Annotated in this window: 16 protein-coding genes; 9 read left to right on the top strand and 7 right to left on the bottom strand. The window is 60.6% G+C overall.

Annotated elements, in window-relative coordinates; translation table 11 throughout:
* Positions 1–19 precede the first annotated feature (19 nt).
* The 7 genes from ACILSO_RS19810 to ACILSO_RS19780 all read left to right on the top strand — a co-directional run bounded on the left by ACILSO_RS19810 (position 20) and on the right by ACILSO_RS19780 (position 9,674).
* Positions 20–1,447, top strand: coding sequence for a DUF1501 domain-containing protein (locus ACILSO_RS19810; RefSeq protein WP_395739184.1), 1,428 nt, complete (start codon positions 20–22; stop codon positions 1,445–1,447).
* 67 nt (positions 1,448–1,514) lie between these two features.
* A complete protein-coding gene (locus ACILSO_RS19805; RefSeq protein WP_395739183.1) occupies positions 1,515–3,059 on the top strand; it encodes a hypothetical protein in 1,545 nt (514 codons plus the stop codon).
* Positions 3,060–3,382: 323 nt separating this feature from the next.
* Positions 3,383–5,833, top strand: a complete 2,451-nt coding sequence (locus tag ACILSO_RS19800) for a hypothetical protein (protein ID WP_395739182.1) — start codon at positions 3,383–3,385, stop codon at positions 5,831–5,833.
* A complete protein-coding gene (locus tag ACILSO_RS19795) occupies positions 5,830–6,090 on the top strand; it encodes a hypothetical protein (protein ID WP_395739181.1) in 261 nt (86 codons plus the stop codon). Before ACILSO_RS19800 ends, ACILSO_RS19795 begins: the two co-directional genes overlap by 4 nt.
* 9 nt (positions 6,091–6,099) lie before the next feature.
* The gene (locus ACILSO_RS19790; RefSeq protein ID WP_395739180.1) at positions 6,100–7,515 is read left to right on the top strand and encodes a tubulin beta chain; all 1,416 of its coding nucleotides are present in this window, start codon (positions 6,100–6,102) and stop codon (positions 7,513–7,515) included.
* Positions 7,516–7,567: 52 nt separating this feature from the next.
* Positions 7,568–8,845, top strand: coding sequence for a tubulin beta chain (locus tag ACILSO_RS19785; protein ID WP_395739179.1), 1,278 nt, complete (start codon positions 7,568–7,570; stop codon positions 8,843–8,845).
* Between the two features lie 58 nt (positions 8,846–8,903).
* Positions 8,904–9,674 carry a tetratricopeptide repeat protein gene (locus tag ACILSO_RS19780; RefSeq protein ID WP_395739178.1) on the top strand — a complete coding sequence of 257 codons (771 nt, stop codon included), beginning with the start codon at positions 8,904–8,906 and terminating at the stop codon, positions 9,672–9,674.
* A 484-nt stretch (positions 9,675–10,158) separates the two neighbouring features.
* Here the strand turns inward: ACILSO_RS19780 and ACILSO_RS19775 are convergent, their stop codons facing one another.
* The 3 genes from ACILSO_RS19775 to thrH form a co-directional block, all read right to left on the bottom strand.
* Positions 10,159–11,268: a glycoside hydrolase family 3 N-terminal domain-containing protein gene (locus tag ACILSO_RS19775; protein WP_395739177.1), complete on the bottom strand. Its 1,110-nt coding sequence runs from the start codon at positions 11,266–11,268 to the stop codon at positions 10,159–10,161.
* A 399-nt stretch (positions 11,269–11,667) separates the two neighbouring features.
* Positions 11,668–13,176: an anthranilate synthase component I gene (gene trpE, locus ACILSO_RS19770; RefSeq protein WP_395739176.1), complete on the bottom strand. Its 1,509-nt coding sequence runs from the start codon at positions 13,174–13,176 to the stop codon at positions 11,668–11,670.
* Positions 13,177–13,235: 59 nt separating this feature from the next.
* Positions 13,236–13,844 (bottom strand): bifunctional phosphoserine phosphatase/homoserine phosphotransferase ThrH, encoded by a 609-nt coding sequence (gene thrH / locus ACILSO_RS19765; RefSeq protein ID WP_395739175.1) that lies wholly within the window; start codon positions 13,842–13,844, stop codon positions 13,236–13,238.
* A 115-nt stretch (positions 13,845–13,959) separates the two neighbouring features.
* Between thrH and ACILSO_RS19760 the strand changes: the two genes are divergently transcribed.
* Positions 13,960–14,427 carry a pyridoxamine 5'-phosphate oxidase family protein gene (locus ACILSO_RS19760; protein WP_395739174.1) on the top strand — a complete coding sequence of 156 codons (468 nt, stop codon included), beginning with the start codon at positions 13,960–13,962 and terminating at the stop codon, positions 14,425–14,427.
* 25 nt (positions 14,428–14,452) lie between these two features.
* On the opposite strand, the gene ACILSO_RS19755 is transcribed toward ACILSO_RS19760, so the two are convergent.
* The 4 genes from ACILSO_RS19755 to ACILSO_RS19740 all read right to left on the bottom strand — a co-directional run bounded on the left by ACILSO_RS19755 (position 14,453) and on the right by ACILSO_RS19740 (position 17,495).
* Positions 14,453–15,508: an MlaD family protein gene (locus tag ACILSO_RS19755; RefSeq protein ID WP_395739173.1), complete on the bottom strand. Its 1,056-nt coding sequence runs from the start codon at positions 15,506–15,508 to the stop codon at positions 14,453–14,455.
* Positions 15,505–16,281 carry an ABC transporter ATP-binding protein gene (locus tag ACILSO_RS19750; RefSeq protein ID WP_395739172.1) on the bottom strand — a complete coding sequence of 259 codons (777 nt, stop codon included), beginning with the start codon at positions 16,279–16,281 and terminating at the stop codon, positions 15,505–15,507. The genes ACILSO_RS19755 and ACILSO_RS19750 overlap by 4 nt, the downstream gene beginning before the upstream one ends.
* Positions 16,278–17,069 (bottom strand): MlaE family ABC transporter permease, encoded by a 792-nt coding sequence (locus ACILSO_RS19745; RefSeq protein ID WP_395739171.1) that lies wholly within the window; start codon positions 17,067–17,069, stop codon positions 16,278–16,280. Before ACILSO_RS19745 ends, ACILSO_RS19750 begins: the two co-directional genes overlap by 4 nt.
* A 63-nt stretch (positions 17,070–17,132) precedes the next feature.
* Positions 17,133–17,495 carry a YkgJ family cysteine cluster protein gene (locus tag ACILSO_RS19740; RefSeq protein WP_395739170.1) on the bottom strand — a complete coding sequence of 121 codons (363 nt, stop codon included), beginning with the start codon at positions 17,493–17,495 and terminating at the stop codon, positions 17,133–17,135.
* Positions 17,496–17,613: 118 nt separating this feature from the next.
* Here ACILSO_RS19740 and ACILSO_RS19735 point away from each other — a divergent pair, with 118 nt between their 5' ends.
* Positions 17,614–18,249, top strand: coding sequence for an urease accessory UreF family protein (locus tag ACILSO_RS19735; RefSeq protein ID WP_395739169.1), 636 nt, complete (start codon positions 17,614–17,616; stop codon positions 18,247–18,249).
* Positions 18,250–18,528: the final 279 nt, after the last annotated feature.

The raw sequence follows: 18,528 nt of genomic DNA, 5'->3' as shown, positions 1-18,528 counted from the left end.
AACGCATTCAACTGACGTCATGAAAAAGCCACCCTACTCCCGCCGCGAGTTTTTGAAGACCACGTCCAACGGCTTTGGCTACCTGGCCTTTGCCGCGATGGCGCAGCAGCAGGCGCTGCGCGCCAACCCTGGAGCGGCGAGCGGACCGCTGGCACCGAAGGCACCGCATTTCCCCGCACGTGCCAAGCATGTGATCTTCCTCTGCATGCAGGGAGCGCCCTCGCATGTGGACACGTTTGACTACAAGCCGAAGCTGATCGCGGACAATGGAAAAGGAGCGCCTTCCGCGGCCGGCCGGTACGGGACGGCGAAGCTGATGGCATCGCCGTGGAAGTTCAGCCGGCAGGGCAAGAGCGGCCTGTGGATTTCCGAGCTGTTTCCAAACCTGGGCAAGCACGCGGATGATATGTGCATCCTCAATTCCATGGCCACCGATCTGCCGGCGCATCCGCAGGCGTTTTCCCAGCTGCACACGGGGACGACGCAGTTTGTGCGGCCGTCGCTGGGTTCCTGGGCCTTGTATGGGCTGGGGACGATGAATGAAAACCTGCCGGGATTCATCACAGTGAATCCGCCTGGAAATGCGACACGGACCTATGGCAGCGCCTTCCTGCCGGCGATTTATCAGGGCACGAAGATCGGCGGGAATGCTTTCCCTGGAGGTGGCGGCGGAGGACGGCGGTTTGGAGGTGGCGAGCCTGCCACAGTGGCCAACATCAAGAACGAGCGCTACACGACCGATGAGCAGAGGACGCAGCTGGACCTGGTGCAGGCGCTGAACAAGTCGCGCATGCAGCAGGACGGGGGAGTGAGCGCTGAAGTGGAAGGGGTGATCGAGTCCTACGAGCTGGCGTTTCGCATGCAGGCGGAGGTTCCGAAGGTGATGGACCTGAGCAAGGAGACTGCGGCGACGAAAGCGCTCTACGGCATCGATGAGCAGGAGACGGATGCGTTTGGCAGGCAGTGCCTGATGGCGCGGAAGTTTGTGGAAGCAGGGGTGCGCTTCATTGAGCTGACGAATGGCAACTGGGATCAGCATTTCAATCTGAAGGCCGCGCTGGAACGCAACACCGGGGCGATCGACAAACCCATCGCGGGACTGCTGACGGATCTCAAGCAGCGCGGGCTGCTGAAGGACACGCTGATCATATGGGGTGGTGAATTTGGCCGTACGCCGCACAGCCAGGGGGAAGACGGACGTGACCACAACAACAAAGGCTTCAGCATGTGGATGGCCGGGGGCGGGGTGAAGGGGGGGATGAACTACGGCATGACGGACGATTACGGCTATGAGGCGGTGCAGAACAAAATGCATGTGCACGACTGGCACGCCACGGTGCTGGCACTGCTGGGCCTTGATCACGAACGGCTTACCTACCGCTATGCGGGACGCGACTTCCGCCTGACGGATGTGTATGGGACGGTGGCGAAAGAGATCATTGTCTGATAGATTTGGCATCTGAATGACGCACGCGTTGCATCTGACGTGATCCGTCTTATCAATGGCGCTGAAAATGGGAAATCGCGCCTCAGTCTCGTCCGCAAAATCGTCCTCCAGTCTTGGACTGGAGTTCGCGTCTGGCGGGGGGAGCGAGGCGCCGCCGAGTGAAGAAACCCTGAAAATTGAGGCATGGATCGGCACGGAACTGCCGGAAGAACTGCGTGGGAGCGCCAAGGCGCTGCTGCGGGCGGTGGCCAGCAAGGTGGCTGTGCCGGGGCATTTTGACGCGTTTTGCTGCCAGGCCTTTTCGAAGCCGGAGTGGGCGGCGGCCAGCAGCCTGCTGATCGCGGAGATCTTTGAACAAGACGAGGACCAGCTGGCCGAGCTCGCACGCATTCCTGACCTGATCATTGAGATGGGCAGCGGTGAGGTGAATGTGACGTGCATGGTGGCCTCGCGCTGGGCGGCGCGGGGGGAGACGCACCGGCTGTCCCGGCTGGCGGATGCGATCGTGGCGTCCTATGCGTCCAAAAGCGTCTGCGCGGTGGATGTGATGCTGGCGCTGGCGGCGACGCTGGCGGTGACGCGATTTTCCCGTGCGGAGCAGCTGTACAATGCGGCGCTGCCGCTGTCCGGTGAAGACCATCAGGAAGCGCTGGCGGATGCGCGGCGCTGGCTGGCCGCGGGGCGAATCGTGTGCAGCGTCGTTCAGGAAGAGCGGGATTTCTGGGACGTGCGCCTGAGAAAGCCGAAGGTGGCCTGGACCTGGAAGAGCAAGGCGGAACGGGATGCGCTGGACCATCTGTCCGAATGCCTGACGTCCGAGACGGAGGGCACGGAGTTTTTCCGCGCGGTGCTGCCGGAGTGCTGGTGGGAGCTGGCGATGAAGTTTGCGCAGCAGCAGGAAAAGCTTGCGTCTGCGACGGCAAAGCTGGAGGCGAGCAAGCAGGAGCAGGGAGCGCCTGCGCGAACGACTCCCGAGGCTGCGCCGACAGTGGAGAAAACTTTGCGGGAAATCCCGCCCCACCCGCAGCCCGGGCCGCTGGCGCGCTTTGGGTTGATCTGGCTGTGCGGCTGCTTTGCCACCCTGATGACGCTGGTGATCATTCCGAGGGGGTACGTGGAGCGTGTGCTGGACGCCCTGAAGCCTGTGGACATGCGCGCCACCCCCGCCCAGCTGGAGGCATGGCGGAAGGAAACGCTGAAGAAAAAGACCGCCGAGATGGCGGAGTATGAGAAGCAGTACCTGCTGGCCAGGATCGGAACGTGGAAGGAGAACGAAGAGGTGCTGAGCGGGAAGAGCGTGGAGCTGCCGTTTGACAGCCCGCAGTACATGAACCTGCTGATCTGCCTGCATTTGGACCCGCCGAAGGACGAAGAAGTGCGATCCCGTCTGGGCAAGCTGCTGCTGGACCGGGTGAAGGGAAATGCGATCTCCCTATGGGAGTACCTGATCTACCCCGGTTCTACGAACTCGGCGGACGTGAAAAAGGCGGCGAAGGACGCGCTTGCGGACACCGCCATGAAGTGGAGCGCCGAGGAGAAGAAACGCCTGGGGATGATCGCTGCAGGCCAGATGGGAGATCTGGTGCTGCCGGTCGAGGGCGGCAAGAAGTAAAGCTGGCCCTAAAGGTGCTCTTGAGGCTGAGACGCGCCGCTGTGAAAAGTCGCGATTTTGATTGTGGTATTCCACTTGGAATTCTTAGGAATGACTCACTAAAAGAGCGTGTTTTTATGGTGGTAGCGTCAAAAAACAGCTGACGAAGCGTATAAAATTACCAGATTTTTCAGAATTGACGTTGCAAATTTGAGCCACAACCCTTAGAATTAAGAATATGAAAGTGAGGACTTAAACCGAAATCTCTGCTCGGCTTAGCCCTGAATGTATGGTTCATTTACTTTGCTATGATTGAAGAGCTACAGCAATTTGGAAGCCTGTCCGTGGCGCACCGAACCGGTGGGGCACCGGTGGAGCTGGTGCGTTCCAAGGACGAGGTGGTCTTTCTAGCCTTCGACAATCGCATTCACCGTCTGGTGGAGCTGCACGTGCTGCGTGGTGGCAGCACCCTGGATGTGGCGATGAAAAAATCGGCCTTTGAGCGTGCGCGCCAGGCCTCAGAGATCCGCGGGCATGCGTTTATGCGCATCCTGGAAGTAGGGGAAGACCAGGGGCTGGTGTATTATACGAGCAATTTGAATGACGGGGAGTTTGTGGAGGACTACACCAAAAGGCGGGGAGCTGTGGCGCCGGCCACGGCACTGGCCTTGGTGTATCAACTGCTGGATGACCTGCTGCAGTTGCAAGGTTTTCAGCGGCTGGTTTCGCGCATGCACCTGGATCGTGTGCTGGTGACCACGCTGGAGGACACCTTCCTGCAGCTGCGTGTGTTTGACTACGGGCTGTCCCAGATGGATGCGGGGACCGAAGGTCAGAGCGGAGCGCGCCTGGTGGTGGAAGCCTGCCGATTGATCTTTCTGCTGCTGACGGGGCAGGCGTATGCGGGTGAAAATCCGGACCGATTCCCGGCGCTGACCCAGCTGCCGATGGGGCTTAGGACGGCGGTGCGGGCGGCGCTTACGGACCCGGCGAACTCGCCGGCCTCGATCGAAAAACTGCGTGATGATGTGAGGGAGGCGTTCAGCGCGCTCTCGAGCAACATCAAGGCGCGCAACTTCCGCAAGCACCTGGTGGTGAACTCCTCGCTGCTGCCACAGTCTCAGCTGCAGGAGCTGCTGCTGGAGAATGTGCCGGTGGAGACGATCCTGGGAACGCGCTTCCGAGTGGAAGATGCGGAGCATGCGCGGCGGTACCCTTTCTCCATCCCTGCGATCAACACCAAGCTTTCCCAGGCGGTGACGGTGCACCTGCTGCCACCTTCACGGATCGTGGACAAAAGCCGGTATGAGGCGGTGCCCTTGCAGATGTGGCGCTTCAATCCGGAGCGGCACCCGAACATCCTGCGCTCGCTGAGCCTGTGGGAAAGTCCGGACTGGACCTTTCTGACAGAGGAGCGGGAGCCGGGCTTTGCGCTGAGCCGTCTGATGGCGGAACGGATCACGCTGAATTCTGCGGAAGTGATGGTGCTCATGAAGCAGATCCGCGCGGGGCTGGACCAGGCGGTGGAGTGCGGTGTGCAGCGTGTGGACCTGCACCCTTCGAACATCCTGCTGCGGGTGGGAAAAAACGGGCCGCTGCTGGCACGGGAGCTGGAGAGGCTGATGCAGAAGCGGCTGGACGCGTGGCCTCCTTTTGTGGTGAAGCTGCGTCCGCACATGACCATGCGCAGCCTGTATGAGCCGCTGCTGGTGGACATGGACCTGACGGATGGACAGGTGCAGGAAGAACACCTGCAGAATCGTGATTTCCGCCATCGCTCCTTCGTGGCGCTGGCGGGCTACCTGCTGACGGGCGAGCGGCAGAGCGGAGGCGTGCCGCAGTTTCCAGAATCTGTTCCTGAAGCGGCGGCGACGTATGTGCGCGAGAGCCTGGAGATGACGAGACGCGCGGGCAAAGCGCCGAGTCCGGGAGATTTCCTCGATAAATTTGAGGGGCTGCTTTCCGCGCCCACGGTGGATCTGGCCACGCGGCTGCGTGGCAGTGCGGTGGCAGTGGAAGAAATGGAAAGCGTGGGCTCGGTCTCTGACTTTGAAGACGACTGGAACGCGAATGATGCAGAGGGCGGTGCGTTTGATGACGAGCCGGTTTCCCCGATCAAGCGCGGGATCAAAACGCATGACTTCAACCCACTGCATGCGCAGAAGCGCAGCCTGCCGTGGGGCGCCCTGGCGGCCGCAGCGGCGGTGGTGGTGGGCATCGGGTCGTGGATTTTCCTGGGAGGCAAGGAGCCTGCGAAACAGACGCCGCCGGTGGCCGCCTCCTCCCCCGAGTCTGAAGGCCCGGAAGTGGCTGAAAAGAACGCGCCTGAACCGGTGAAAACTGTGACCCAGAGCGCTCCGGCACCTGCGAAGTCGAATGAAGCGAGCCAGCAGCCTGCCGTGGCTGCCGTGGTGACGACTCCTGCGGCCACTGCCAAGCCGGTGATGGCCGTGGCGGTGCCAAATCCGACCGTGCAACCGATTGCCGTGGCTGAGGAAAAAGCCGCCGCCACGCAGACTGCTGCGGTGCAGTCAACTGAAGTGAAGTCAACGGCCAAGCCGGAGGATGAAAAACCGGTGGAAAAACCAACGGCCACCCCGCCTGCCAGCAGCACGCCGCCTGTGACAGCAAGCAAGCCGTCCGACCGTGACCCTGTGACCATTCGCCGTGCCATCGTTCCTTCCAAGGAGGAGATCGACCGCATGAAACAGGGGCAGGTGGAAAACAGAACGGGGCAGCTTCCTGTGATGTCCACTGCTTCTCCTTTGCCGCCGAAACGCACCGCAACACCGTGATCCAGGCCCTCGACCGCATCTCTATTTTGCAGCGAATTTGGCGTGTGATTCCACACGAAAGCACGGAATTTGCTTGGACTCCCGCCGCACTCACAGGTAAAAGTACTTTTGTGGAGATGAGTGCCGCAGACAACGCCACTTTGATTGAGAAGTCCGGAGCAAGCCGGATGATGGATCAGTGGCTTGGTGCGGCTGGTGGCTTCACCCCCGATCCCATGCAGGCAGTATACATCACATTAGAAACCGCGAAAAATTAGGAGAGACTGATGAAGGTCAACAACACAATCGTCATTTCAATCGGTCAGGCAGGCAATCAGATTGCCGCGTCTTTCTGGAAAACCATCTGCCAGGAGCACGGCATTGATCCGCTTTCCGGTCAGACTGCTCAAGGGCAGGGGCCGCGGGGGAACTGGAGCGCTTTTTTTAGCAAGCTGGGTGAGTCGAGTTCGGGAAGCTATGTGCCGCGTGCGGTGATGGTGGACCTGGAGCCGAGTGTGATCGACAACGTCAAGGCAACTTCGGGATCGTTGTTCAACCCTGCCAACCTGATCAGCCGCACGGAAGGTGCGGGAGGCAATTTCGCTGTGGGATATCTGGGCGCAGGCCGTGAAGTGCTGCCGGAAGTGATGGGCCGCCTGGATGCGGAGATCGACAAGTGTGACAACGTGGGCGGCATCATCGTGCTGCACGCGACGGGTGGTGGCTCCGGCTCTGGCTTTGGAGCGCTGCTGATTGAATCGATCAAAGAAAAGTATCCGGAGTTTCCGGTGCTGAGCTGCGCGGTGCTGCCATCTCCGCAGGTTTCCTCGGTGGTGACCGAGCCTTACAACACGGTCTTCACCCTCAACACGCTGCGCCGCTCTGCCGATGCGTGCCTGATCTTTGACAACGAGGCGCTGTTTGAACTGGCGCACCGCAAGTGGAACATCGAGAGCCCGACGGTGGATGATTTGAATTTGCTGATCACGGAAGCGCTCGCCGGCCTGACGGCCTCAATGCGGTTCAGCGGATTCCTGACAGTGGAAATCAGCCTGCGCGAGCTGCTCACGAATCTGGTGCCGCAGCCTTCGCTGCACTTCCTGATGTGCGCCTTTGCGCCGCTGACGCCGCCTGACCGCAGCAAGTTTGAGGAAATGGGCGTGGAGGACATGATCCGCAGCCTGTTTGACAACGGTTCCGTGTTTGCCGCGTGCTCGCCGATGGAAGGCCGCTTCCTGAGCACGGCGGTGCTGTACCGAGGCATCATGGAAGACAAGCCGCTGGCAGATGCTGCACTGGCCGCCATGCGCGAGCAGCTGCCGCTGACGTACTGGATTCCGACGGCATTCAAGATCGGGTATGTGGAGCAGCCCGGCATCTCCCACCGCAAGAGCATGGTGCTGCTGGCGAACAATACGGAAATCGCCCGCGTGCTGGACCGGATCTGCCACAATTTCGACAAGCTCTGGCAGCGCAAGGCGTTCGCCAACTGGTATCTCAACGAGGGGATGTCCGAAGAGCAGATCAACGCCCTGCGTGCCTCCGCCCAGGAGCTTATCCAGAGCTACCAGGTGGCCGAGGAAAGCGGCGCCAAAGCGAAGGTGCAGGACACCGCGTCCGACTATCCGCGTGGTGGCGGCAGCAGCGATGACAGCCGCAGCGGAATGAGCCTGCGTGATCTCGTGGACCGGCGTCGCGCATAACAACAGCAAATCAGGCAATCGTAGATAAACAAAAGTTTGGAGGAGAACACCCGTGAGAGAGATTCTGAGCATTCATGTCGGACAGTGTGGCAATCAAATCGCCGACCGTTACTGGCGTCTGGTACTTCGTGAGCATGGTCTGACCGAGTCCGGCACACCGAAGGATGGCAACACAACAGCCGCGACCAATGCGAACCTGGAGGTTTTCTTCCACAAGGTGCGGGATGGGAAGTACATCCCGCGTGCCGTGCTGATCGACCTGGAACCGGGAGTGATTGCCCGTATTGAAGGCGGAGACATGGCGCAGCTGTTTGATGAGAGCTGCATCATCCGCAAGATCCCCGGTGCGGCCAACAACTGGGCCCGTGGTTACAATGTGGAAGGCGAGCGCATCATCGACCAGATCATGAACGTGATCGACGCGGCGGTGGAAAAGACGAAGTCTTTGCAGGGTTTCCTGGTCACGCACTCGATCGGTGGCGGATCTGGATCGGGTCTCGGCTCGCTTATCCTGGAGCGTCTGCGCCAGGCCTACCCGAAGAAGCGGATCTTCACTTTCTCGGTGGTTCCGTCTCCGCTGATTTCGGACTCCGCCGTTGAGCCGTACAATGCCATCCTCACCCTGCAGCGCATTTTGGACAATGCGGATGCGGCCGTGCTGCTGGACAATGAGGCGCTCTTCCGCATCGCCAAGTCCAAGCTGCACCGCAGCCCGAACTACATGGATTTGAATCACATCATCGCTCTGATCATGAGTTCGGTGACTGCGTCCCTGAGATTCCCCGGGAAGCTGAACACGGATTTGAGCGAGTATGTGACGAATCTGGTGCCGTTCCCCGGCAACCATTTCCTCACGGCTTCGTTTGCCCCGATGCGTGCTCCCGGCCAGGAAGGGCAGGTTCGCATCAACTTCCCGGACATCGCCCGGGAGACCTTTGCCCAGGACAACTTCACGGCGGCCATCGACTGGACCAACGGCGTGTATCTTTCCGCATGTGCTCTCTTCCGTGGCGATGTGAAGGCCAAGGAAGTGGAGGAGAACATGGCTGCGATCCGCAAGAGCCTGAACTTTGCCAGCTACGTGCCCACGGGGGTGAAGCTCGGGGTGGCGGAAACGGCTCCGGAGGGTTTTGCCTCCAGCGGTCTTGCGCTGGTCAACCACACCGGCATCGCGGCGGTGTTTGAGCGCCTGATCACGAATTTCGACATCATGTTCGACAACCATGCCTACACGCACTGGTATGAGAACAACGGAGTCTCGCGTGAGATGATGGCCCATGCGCGCAACACCATCGTGAACCTTGCCCAGTCGTATCGCGACGCCAGCTAAGCTGAATTTGGCCGGCGTGAGCGTGTGCGGCCCGTGTGACCCAGCCCTATAACCCAACGTGGAAACAGTCTTGGAGCGCCAAATTGCCTCCGCCTCTCGCAGCGTCGAAGAGGCGAGGCGGCTCGCATACCACGATCCGGTGAGGGTGGGGGCGCTGGTGGAGCAGATCAGCGTGCTGGCCGACCTGAGGCAGAAGGAAGGGGATTTCCGCAAGGCGGAGTCGCTTTACCGTGAAGCGCTGTTTCGTGCGCAGGAACTGCGCAAGCAAGACCCGGATCTGCTGACCGGCATTTATTCGCTGCTGGCGCATCTCTACGACCGGTGGGGACGCATGGACAAGGCCGCGGAGTTTTACGAGATGGCGCTGAACATCAGCGCCAAGAACGGGCTGGAGGACAGTGACAAGGTGGCCACGATCAAGAACAACCTGGCCATGATCTTCAAGCAGCTGCGCAAGTTTGAAAAAGCCGAGGGCTACTACTGCGAGGCGCTGGAAACGTTTCAGCGGCTCGATGGCGAGCAGAGCTCACGGGTGGCGTCTGTTTACAACAACCTCGGCGTTCTTTATTACAGCAGCATGGATGTGGACCGTGCGCAGGCCATGCATGAGCGGGCGCTGGCGATCCGACAGAATTTGAATGAAGGGCAGATGGATCCGGCGGATCTGTCGCAGACTTTTATTAACCTGGGTGCGGTGTACAAAGCGTCCGGAGATTTTCAGAAGGCGGAAGCTTGTGTGGATCGTGCGAAGCGGATTCGTGCGGCAATGAACGGGTATCATCCGAATCCGCGGCGCTCGGCGTCGTTGTTGATTGATAAGAGTCTTTGAGGTGTGGGGGGCTGTCTTTTGGAGGGCGGGTGCGAAGTGACGAATGAACGCAGCTACTGCTTTCGCAGGCCGGACGGGCGTTGAAGGGTGCATGCGCTCCAAGCACATGGGCACTTTGTGCGTGCGTCGGCTTCGTGGCTTGTGTGCGCTCGGAGTCGTTCGAAAGCGGTAGCTTCGATGGAGGCTTGCGCCTTGCATCTGCGCGACCGCACTCCATATCCCGCGTGCGTGGCCTGCTTTGAGTTGGAGTGCGGTCTCGGAGTGAAGAAGGCACGCAGGACCGCTTTTGCAGGGCGGACGGGCGTTGAACGGCGAATGCGCTCCAAGCACATGGGCACTTTTGTGTGCGTCGGCTTCGTGGCTGGTGTGCGTTTGGAGTCATTCGAAAGCGGTAGCTTCGATGCAGGCTTACGCCTTGCATCTGCGCGACCGCACTCCAGAACGCTGTCGCGCTAGCGTGTGCGAGTTTGAGGGTTTCTGAGGGTCAATACAACTCCACGGGGGAGCGTTTGCCGTCTTCGACGCTGAGGTTTTTGGCGGCTTCTTCGCCGAGGGTGTCCACGCGGAGCTGCCAGATGTCTCGGTTGATGGCGGCGAAGCGGTCGAGGTCGAACTTGTCGGGAGCGACGAGGCGCTTTTTGGTTTTGTGGACGCGCTCCAGAGCGTCATGCAGCGCCGGGGCTTCGACGCCTTCGAGGTGCTGGCGGGCGAGCTCCACCATTTCGACGCGGTGGCAGATCATGACGAGGTCGTTGCCGGCGCGCACGGCTTCCTGGATGGCCTGCTCAAAGGTGACTTCATTGAGGATGGCGCCCATGTCGAGGTCGTCGGTCATGGCGAGGCCGTCGAAGGCGTACTGATGGCGCAGGAGCTTGGTCACGACGTTGTAGCTCAGGCTGGCGGGCCAGCGGCCGCGATCGGGATCGTAGGCGGTGTAGTTGCTGTGGCAGGTCATCACGCTGTCCAGCTCTGGGAGCAGCGCGGAGTAGGGGAGGAGCTCGCTGCGCTCCATCTCCTCGCGGCTTTTGGTGATGACGGGAAGGAACTCATGAGGATCACACTCGGCGGGGCCGTAGCCGGGGAAGTGTTTGCCGCAGCTGAGGATGCCCTCCTTGCGCATGGCGCGGTTGAAGATGCCGGCGTTGTCGATGACCTGCTGCGGATCGCGGCCATAGGTGCGGCCTTTGAGAGAGTTGTCCGCGGCATCATCATAGGAGATGTCCAGCACAGGGCAGAGATCGAGGTTGAAGCCGAACAGGCGGAGGATCTGGCCGGTGAGCTTGCCATGGCGCTTGATCAGCGCGGGATCGCCTTTGTCGCGCAATGATTGAGCGTTGGGGGGTTCTTCGCCGATGAGGCGGAGGCGCGAGACGCGGCCGCCTTCCTGATCGATGGTGATGAAGGGTTCCACATCGGAGATGTCGCGCAGATCATCGATGAGTTTGCGCAACTGCTGCGGTGACTGGATGTTGCGGCCGAACAAAATGAAGCCGCCTGGCTGGAGTTTTTTGAGGCGGGCGGCGGTTTCGGGAGTGAGTTCGGCGCCGGGAACGCCCATGAGGAGAAGCTGGCCGAGTTCGTTATGATTGGGCATGACGGATGGTGTTCAGGTGAATAGTGAAAGGGCCTAAGTTACAAATGAGGTGTCAAGGCGCGTTTTGCTAAATTTTTGAGAACAATGGGGTGTTTTAGGCTCTCATAATTGAGACTCAGCGGTTTCTTTTTGCAAAAGAAGGGTGGGCAGGTTGACGGGAGGGACAAAACTTTTTAACATGGTCGCGTCCGTGGGGCAACTCGCGGGCCACGTTTGCAAGCTTCCTCAGCTAAAGCATTTCGTGCCAATCGGTCCTCCATCGTTGTTGGTTGCTGGATCGCCAAACAGAACCCTCCGGCTCCGCATGCCGGAGGGTTCTCTGTTTCTGAGGGATGCCTCCGAGCATTGTGAGCAACTTTGTGATCAATGTGTGATTAGAGTGTGAGCAAGTGAACCGGTTCACGAAACGCTCAACTGACGCGCCCACTGGATGGCACGCAGCATGCCGGTCGCTTTGTTCACCGTCTCCTGATACTCGGCAGCCGGAACAGAGTCTGCGACAACGCCAGCGCCTGCCTGCACATAAGCCTTGCCATCCTTCACGACACAAGTGCGCAGCGCGATGCAGGAGTCGAGATTGCCATCAAAGCCGAAGTAGCCGACAGCGCCGGCATAGGCGTTGCGCTTGCTCTTCTCGCACTCATTGATGATCTCCATGGCACGCACCTTGGGCGAGCCGCTGACAGTGCCGGCGGGGAAGGTGGCGCGCATGACGTCGTAAGCGGTCTTGTCGTCGCGCAGGTGACCGTCCACGTTTGAAACGATGTGCATCACATGCGAGTAGCGCTCGATGATCATGAGATCGCTGACGCGCACGGTGCCGTAGTCGGCCACACGTCCGACATCATTGCGCGCGAGATCGACGAGCATGATGTGCTCGGCGCGTTCCTTGGGGTCGTTGAGCAGTTCCTGGGCCAGCGCATCGTCTTCGGCGGGAGTCTTGCCCCTCCAGCGAGTGCCGGCGATGGGGCGGATATCGATGCGACCGTTCATGCACTTCACATGAACCTCAGGTGAACTGCCGACGAGGGCGAATCCCTGCGGGAAGTCGAGGCAGAACATGTAGGGGCTGGGGTTCACGTGGCGCAGAGCGCGGAAGAGATCGAGCGTGGTGCCGGTGTATTCCGTCTCGAAGCGCTGGGAGGGGACGCCCTGGAAGATGTCTCCTGCGCCGATGTATTCCTTCATCTTGAGGACCATCGCCTCGTATTCTTCGCGGGTGGTGTTGCTGACCGGCGGCGGCAGATCGCCCACCGGGGCAAAAGTTTGCAGCGGCTTGGCAGCGAGAGGCAGTTCCAGTTTGGCAATGACGCCTGCAATCTGCTCGCGCGCCCATTCGTAGGCCGCCTCAAGCGTGGCGTGTTCATCGGTGTGGACATTGGCCACGATGGAAAGGCGGCGGGTGCGATGATCGAACACGAGCACGGTGTCTGTGACCATGAAGACCATGTCCGGCAGGCCCAGCTCATCCTTCGGCGGAGGCGGAAGCGTCGGCTCAAAGAAGCGCACCATGTCATAGGCGAGATAGCCCACGGCACCGCCATGGAAGACAGGCAGAGGTTGTTTTTCGAGCGGGGAAAAGGGCTTCATCAGCTCCTGCAGCTCCGTCAGCGGGTCGCCAGCGGTGGTGTAGCTGCGCTTCCTGCCACGCTCCTCGATTTCGATCTCGCGGCCACGGGCGGTGAAGATGATGCGTGGCGAACTGCCGAGCAGGGAATAGCGGCCCGAGTGCTGGGTAAGCTCGGCAGACTCCAGCAGGAAGGCGCAGCGGCCATCATGGATCTTTTGGAAAGCGGAGAGCGGCGTCTCGTAGTCGGCGGCAAGCTCCGCCATCACGGGCACGAGATTGCCCTGCTGCGCGAGCGATTGAAAGGTGGCGAAGTCGGGCTGGAGATGGAGCGGAGGCATGAGCGGGCGTGAAACGAGCCCGCATTCTGGACGCGAAATCGCCTTGTGGCAACGATGCTTCAAAGCACGGCCTTCATGGCCGCGAGAAGCTCGTTGTAGTCATCGAACGGTTTGAACTGCGGGAACTGTGCCTTGATGCCGTCGGGGGCGTGGAAGAAGAAGCCCACGTCAGCCTCGCCCAGCATGGTGGTGTCATTGAAGGAATCTCCCGCGGCAATGACGCGATAGTTCAGGCCTTTCAGTGCTGCCACGGAGACCTGCTTCTGGTTCGGCTGGCGCAGCTTGTAGTCCACGATGCGGCCGTCCGTGGCGACTTCGAGCTGATGACAGAAAATGGTGGGCCAGCCGAGCTGACGCATGAGGGGCTGGGCAAACTCGGCGAAGGTGTCGCTCAGAATGATGACCTGGGTGATGGAGCGAAGTTCGTCGAGGAACTCCTTTGCGCCTGCGAGCGGAGTCAGAGTGCCGATGACTTCCTGAATGTCCGGCAGCTTGAGATTGTGCTCGTCGAGAATTTTGAGCCGGCCCTTCATGAGCACATCGTAGTCGGGCTCTTCGCGGGTGGTGCGGCGGAGTTCGGGGATGCCGGTCTTTTCGGCAAAGGCGATCCAGATTTCGGGGACGAGAACGCCTTCGAGATCGAGGGTGACAATGGTCTGCTGCTTCATGCGGGGAGATGTCATGCACGGGCGGCAGGATCAGTAAAGCGGTGATCTGCAAAAAAGGCACGAACACGGGCAAGCGAAGCGGAGAAGCAGGAGGCGGGCAGGCGTTTATTGGAGCATGATCATAGGAAACGAAGTGACAAGAGACGCCGCCCAGCTGGTGGCGAAGTGCCGCAATGCGGTGCTGGCCACATCCGATGCCGAGGGGCACCCGCATTCGGCGTGGATGACCACGCAGGTGACCACAGACATGGAGGAGATCATCTCGATCACAGCGCCCACCTCGCAAAAAGCCGCCATTCTTCGCGCGAACCCGCATGCGGAGTGGATGTTTGCCTCGCCCTCGATGGAAACGATCGTGTACCTCTCCGGAAGGACACGCCTGATCGAAGGAGATGCGGCGAAACGCTACTGGGACCAGATGCCCGGGAAATCCAAGGCGTACTATCGCAAATACTGCGAGACGGAAGACTACCACAAGTTTGCCGTGATCCGCACGGAGGTGAGCAAGGTGGTGCTGTGCAAGCCCTATGCGTACACCAAGGCGGTGCTGTGGGACAAGACGGCGCCTGCTGCGGCTGCGTAGCGCTGGCCGGCGGCTGACGAAATGCTCACCTGGGTGTGGCGTGAAACCGGAATGGCGAATGGTTTGGTGACGCAGCTTTTTCGCCTGCCTTGGTGGCCGGCGGCCGGGCACCCGACGGACTGGTTTCGTCGGGATATTTTTTGGTGGTGGGCCAGATGAGCCGCCAGGGCTGGTGCTTGAGAGTATCGCTGCCTTCCTTCAGATTTTCTGCGGTCGCAGTGAGCCTGCCGGTGACCTGCTTGAGCTGGCTGTCGAGGTTGGCGGTGGCGGAGCGGAGGTTGCGAAGCATGGCCTCGATATCTTTGTTATTCTCAAGCTTGCCGGTGAATTTCTCCGCATGCGCAAGCGCCTTGGCGAGATCGCCGTCCGGGCCGGTCAATTTGGCAATCTGGTCAAAGGCGGTGGCCAGCTTGCTGTCGTCGGCGGTAAGCTTTTTGATGTTCTCCAAGGAACCACGCAGGGCGCCGTCGGGGCCAATGACTTCGTTGAGATGGGTGGTGAACTTCTTGAACTCCGCGAGGGCCTTGGGCAGGTCGGAATTGTCTTTGGTGAGATTGTTCAGATTGTCCGCCGTCTTCTGCAGTCCGTCGAAGGTTTCGGTGGCCTTCTTCAGGGCGGGGTCGAGCTTTTCCAGCAAGGTGGGAACGGCGTCTGCCAGACCTGGATCCCGCTCGCCGACGAAGGCGGTGTTTTCAGGGGCCAGACCGCTGGATTCCTGACCGGTGGTGAAATCGATCACAGGTTTTCCCAGCACGCTGGGGAGCGTCATGCGTGCTTTGACTTTTTTGAAGATCTTCGCGGATTGGTCCACTTCAATTTCCACCACGGATTCGAGCTTGGGGTCGGGCCGCTCCTTCTCCGGCACTGGCGAGTAGAGATCGACCACCTGGCCGATTCTGCGGCCGGCGAGGAGAACCGGAGCGCCGGGAGCGAGGCTGGAAGCGTTCTCAAGGTAGATGCGGAATTTTTTCTGCGGTACAAAAACACCGGGCGAGCCGAGGTAGAGGAGCAGGCACACGAGCGTGGTGACGGTGATCACAACGAGCAGGCCAGTGCGGATTTCATTGCGGAAAATAGTCATGATGGAGTTGTCTGAAGGATGGGACCCTGAGTGTCGCCCGCGATGAACTGGGCAACGACGGGATCGGTGGAAGCTTTGAAATTCTCCGGGGTGTCGCAGGCAATGATTTTACCCTGGTAGAGCATGGCCATCTGCGTGGCGACTTTGAAGGCGCTGCCCATTTCGTGGGTGACGATGATGGAGGTGGCGCCGATTTTTTCGCTGAGACTGATGATGAGTTCATCGATGACGGCGCTGATGACGGGATCGAGACCGGCGGTGGGTTCGTCATAGAGGATGAGCTCCGGATCCATGATGATGCCGCGGGCAAGGCCGATGCGCTTGCGCATGCCGCCGCTGAGTTCGGCGGGCATTTTATCGCGCGCGTCCGACATGCCCACGAGCGCGAGCTTTTCATCCACGAGGCGGTCGATCTCCGAGCGCGACTTGGTGGTGAGCTCCTCCAGCGGCAGCGCCAGATTATCCCGGACGCTGAGAGAACTGATGAGGGCGCTGTATTGGTAGACCATCCCGATCTTCTGGCGCATGCGGTTGAGGCGAAGGCGGCCCATGCGGTTGACCTTGAGATTGTTGAAAAGGATTTCGCCGCCGGAGGGTTTGAGGAGGCCGAGGATGAGGCGCAGCAGGGTGCTCTTGCCGCCGCCGGACTGGCCGAGCACGACCAGACGTGAGCGGGAGGGCACGGACAGGCTCACTCCTTTGAGGATTTCCTTTTGATCGAAGGCGAGGCGAACGTCCCGCAGCTCGATGCTTGCTTTGGATGGGGCCTTCATGATCTGAAAAGGGCGACGAGCACGATGTTGCAAAGGGTGTCAAAGGCGATGACGACGGTGATGGCCGTGACGACACTCTGGGTGGTGGAGGTGCCCACTCCGGCGGCGCCGCCGCGCACGGAAAGGCCCTTGTAGCAGGCCACGAGGCCGATGATGAGGCCGAAGAGAAAGCTTTTCACCGTGCCGGCGATGATGTCCCGCACCAGCATGCTCTCCAGGGCGGCGTGAACGAAATGGTGGAGCGAAATATTGAAGGCCCAGCGGGAGATGAGGGCGGCGCCGACCATGGCGGTGAAATTTGAAACGACGACGAGGCACGGGAGCAGGAGAAAGACCGCGAGAGCGCGGGGCCCCACCAGGAAACGCAACGGGCCGATGCCCATGGCCTCGATGGCCTCCACCTCCTCTGACACGACCATGGTTCCCAGTTCGGCGGTGTATGCCGCCCCGATGCGTGCCGCGACCATGATGCCGCTCATGAGCGGGCCGAGCTCGCGGGTGAAGGAGATGGCCACGAGGCCGGGCACCATCTGCTCCTGGCCGAAGGTCTGGAGCTGATAGCCCGTGAGCAGCGCCATGGTCAGCCCGATGAAGAAGGAGACGAGGGACACCAGGCCGATGGAGCCGACGCCGGTGCGGTCTGTCTGCTCAAAAAAGACGGCCATGCGAAAAGGCATGCGCCCGCGCACAACGCGGTCCCCCATCTCCTGCAACGTATCCACAAAGAGCCAGACGATGCTGCTGAGATGCTGGAGAGACGAGCGGATGACGGGCCAAAAACCAAGCATACGCCCAAGCATCGTGCATGGGCGGTTCACCGGATGTTTCTTATTGCGGAGCGGGGCTGGCGTCTAGCGGCCGGCGGGGCGGGGGGCTTCGACCGCTTCACACTTCTCGCGCCAGCCGGGGAAGTTCCAGGTGTTGGGAAAGCCCTCGCACTGCACCGGCTTCACCGGCTGGATGCGGCAGACGTTTACACCCTCGAGGAACAGGCACTCGCCATTCGGTTTGTCGATGATGCTGAGGCCGGTTCGGTTGGCATTGAGGCGGGTGCACTGCTCGATGAACTCGATGCGCGGCATCTGGAGAAACTCAGCAATGCGGGTGATCTCGTCATCTGTGACACGGACATCTCCGGGCCAGCGGCAGCAGTTGCCGCAGCGCTGGCATGCGTACCATGGAGTGGAGGTGTCAAGTGGGGAGGCCGGGCTCATGAAAAGTATTCTGTTCGCGCAATGCCGCGGAAGAGGGCATAGTTCGTGCGATGATCGAACTCATGCAACGAAGGAATGAACAGCGCCGCGCGGCGGGCTGGAGAGAGTTTTTGTGGCGATGAAACTGCACATGCTGCCAACGATCACACTGCTGCCAGCGCCGCATGACAAGGCGGAGGACGAGCAGATCATCGAAGACTGGTCCCGCGGTCTGGACTGGGTGAAGTGGATGCTGGGCAGCGTGCGCGCACGGCTGGAGACCTTGGTGGCAGGGGATGTTTCGGCGTGGAACGTATTTGCGGAAGGCGTGCTGCGCGAGGCGATCGGTCCGGCGCTCAAGGCTGCGTGGCGGAGCGCGCACACGAATGATCTGGCGGGCCTGATCGAGGCGGCTGCCAGGCTTTCATCCCAGCTGCCGGCTGAAGCCTGCCAGCGCAGCCTGCTGGCGGGTGCGGTGCTGCTGAAATCGACCCGGCATGCCCGCTACCAAGGCGTGCTGGGGCGGCTGCGTGAGGCTGTGGAGCAGGGGAGGTGTGACGGGCACATCGCCATCGTGTGGGCGGCAGTGGGACATTTTTTCCAGCTGAGCCTGACGAATGTGATCGCGGAATATCTGCGGCTGGAGTGGGACATTGCCACGCGTGATGAGGCCGTGCCCGCACCTTATGCCGGGAAGTACAGCATCGCGGGGCTCACCAGCCAGGTCATGCGGGATGCGTCTGCGGAGTCGGCGCTGCGGGTGGTGGATGCGTGAGGAGGTCATGTATCGAGGATTTTGAAGAAACGCGAGAGCGTCTTGGAGTGCGGTGACAGAGATGCAAGGCGCAAGCCTGCATCGACGACACCGCTTTCGCAGGGTATTGAGTGTTCTCATGTCCTGCCACGCCGTCCGGCCTGCGAAAAGCGGCGTGGCGCTACGCTTCCCGCACGCATTGATTCGCTAAAGCTCACCCCTTCGGGGCAGCCTGCGGCTGTCTATCTCCGCTGCGCTCCGGTGCCAAGACGCTGTCGCGCTCGCGTGTGCAACTGGGGT

Origin of the sequence: Prosthecobacter sp., from assembly GCF_044226605.1 — a bacterium.
Classification (GTDB): Bacteria; Verrucomicrobiota; Verrucomicrobiia; order Verrucomicrobiales; family Verrucomicrobiaceae; genus Prosthecobacter.
The sequence above is the reverse complement of the archived record's forward strand: the minus strand, read 5'-3'. Positions and strand labels throughout refer to the sequence as shown.

Bases quoted from the DNA above. Each gene is read 5' to 3' on its own strand.
- ACILSO_RS19775 (WP_395739177.1), bottom strand. From the start codon at position 11,268: ATGCCCAATCATAACGAACTCGGCCAGCTTCTCCTCATGGGCGTTCCC.
- ACILSO_RS19750 (WP_395739172.1), bottom strand. From the start codon at position 16,281: ATGAAGGCCCCATCCAAAGCAAGCATCGAGCTGCGGGACGTTCGCCTC.
- ACILSO_RS19790 (WP_395739180.1), top strand. From the start codon at position 6,100: ATGAAGGTCAACAACACAATCGTCATTTCAATCGGTCAGGCAGGCAAT.
- ACILSO_RS19810 (WP_395739184.1), top strand. From the start codon at position 20: ATGAAAAAGCCACCCTACTCCCGCCGCGAGTTTTTGAAGACCACGTCC.
- ACILSO_RS19735 (WP_395739169.1), top strand. From the start codon at position 17,614: ATGAAACTGCACATGCTGCCAACGATCACACTGCTGCCAGCGCCGCAT.
- ACILSO_RS19740 (WP_395739170.1), bottom strand. From the start codon at position 17,495: ATGAGCCCGGCCTCCCCACTTGACACCTCCACTCCATGGTACGCATGC.
- ACILSO_RS19755 (WP_395739173.1), bottom strand. From the start codon at position 15,508: ATGACTATTTTCCGCAATGAAATCCGCACTGGCCTGCTCGTTGTGATC.
- ACILSO_RS19760 (WP_395739174.1), top strand. From the start codon at position 13,960: ATGATCATAGGAAACGAAGTGACAAGAGACGCCGCCCAGCTGGTGGCG.
- thrH (WP_395739175.1), bottom strand. From the start codon at position 13,844: ATGAAGCAGCAGACCATTGTCACCCTCGATCTCGAAGGCGTTCTCGTC.
- ACILSO_RS19805 (WP_395739183.1), top strand. From the start codon at position 1,515: ATGGGAAATCGCGCCTCAGTCTCGTCCGCAAAATCGTCCTCCAGTCTT.
- trpE (WP_395739176.1), bottom strand. From the start codon at position 13,176: ATGCCTCCGCTCCATCTCCAGCCCGACTTCGCCACCTTTCAATCGCTC.
- ACILSO_RS19745 (WP_395739171.1), bottom strand. From the start codon at position 17,069: ATGCTTGGTTTTTGGCCCGTCATCCGCTCGTCTCTCCAGCATCTCAGC.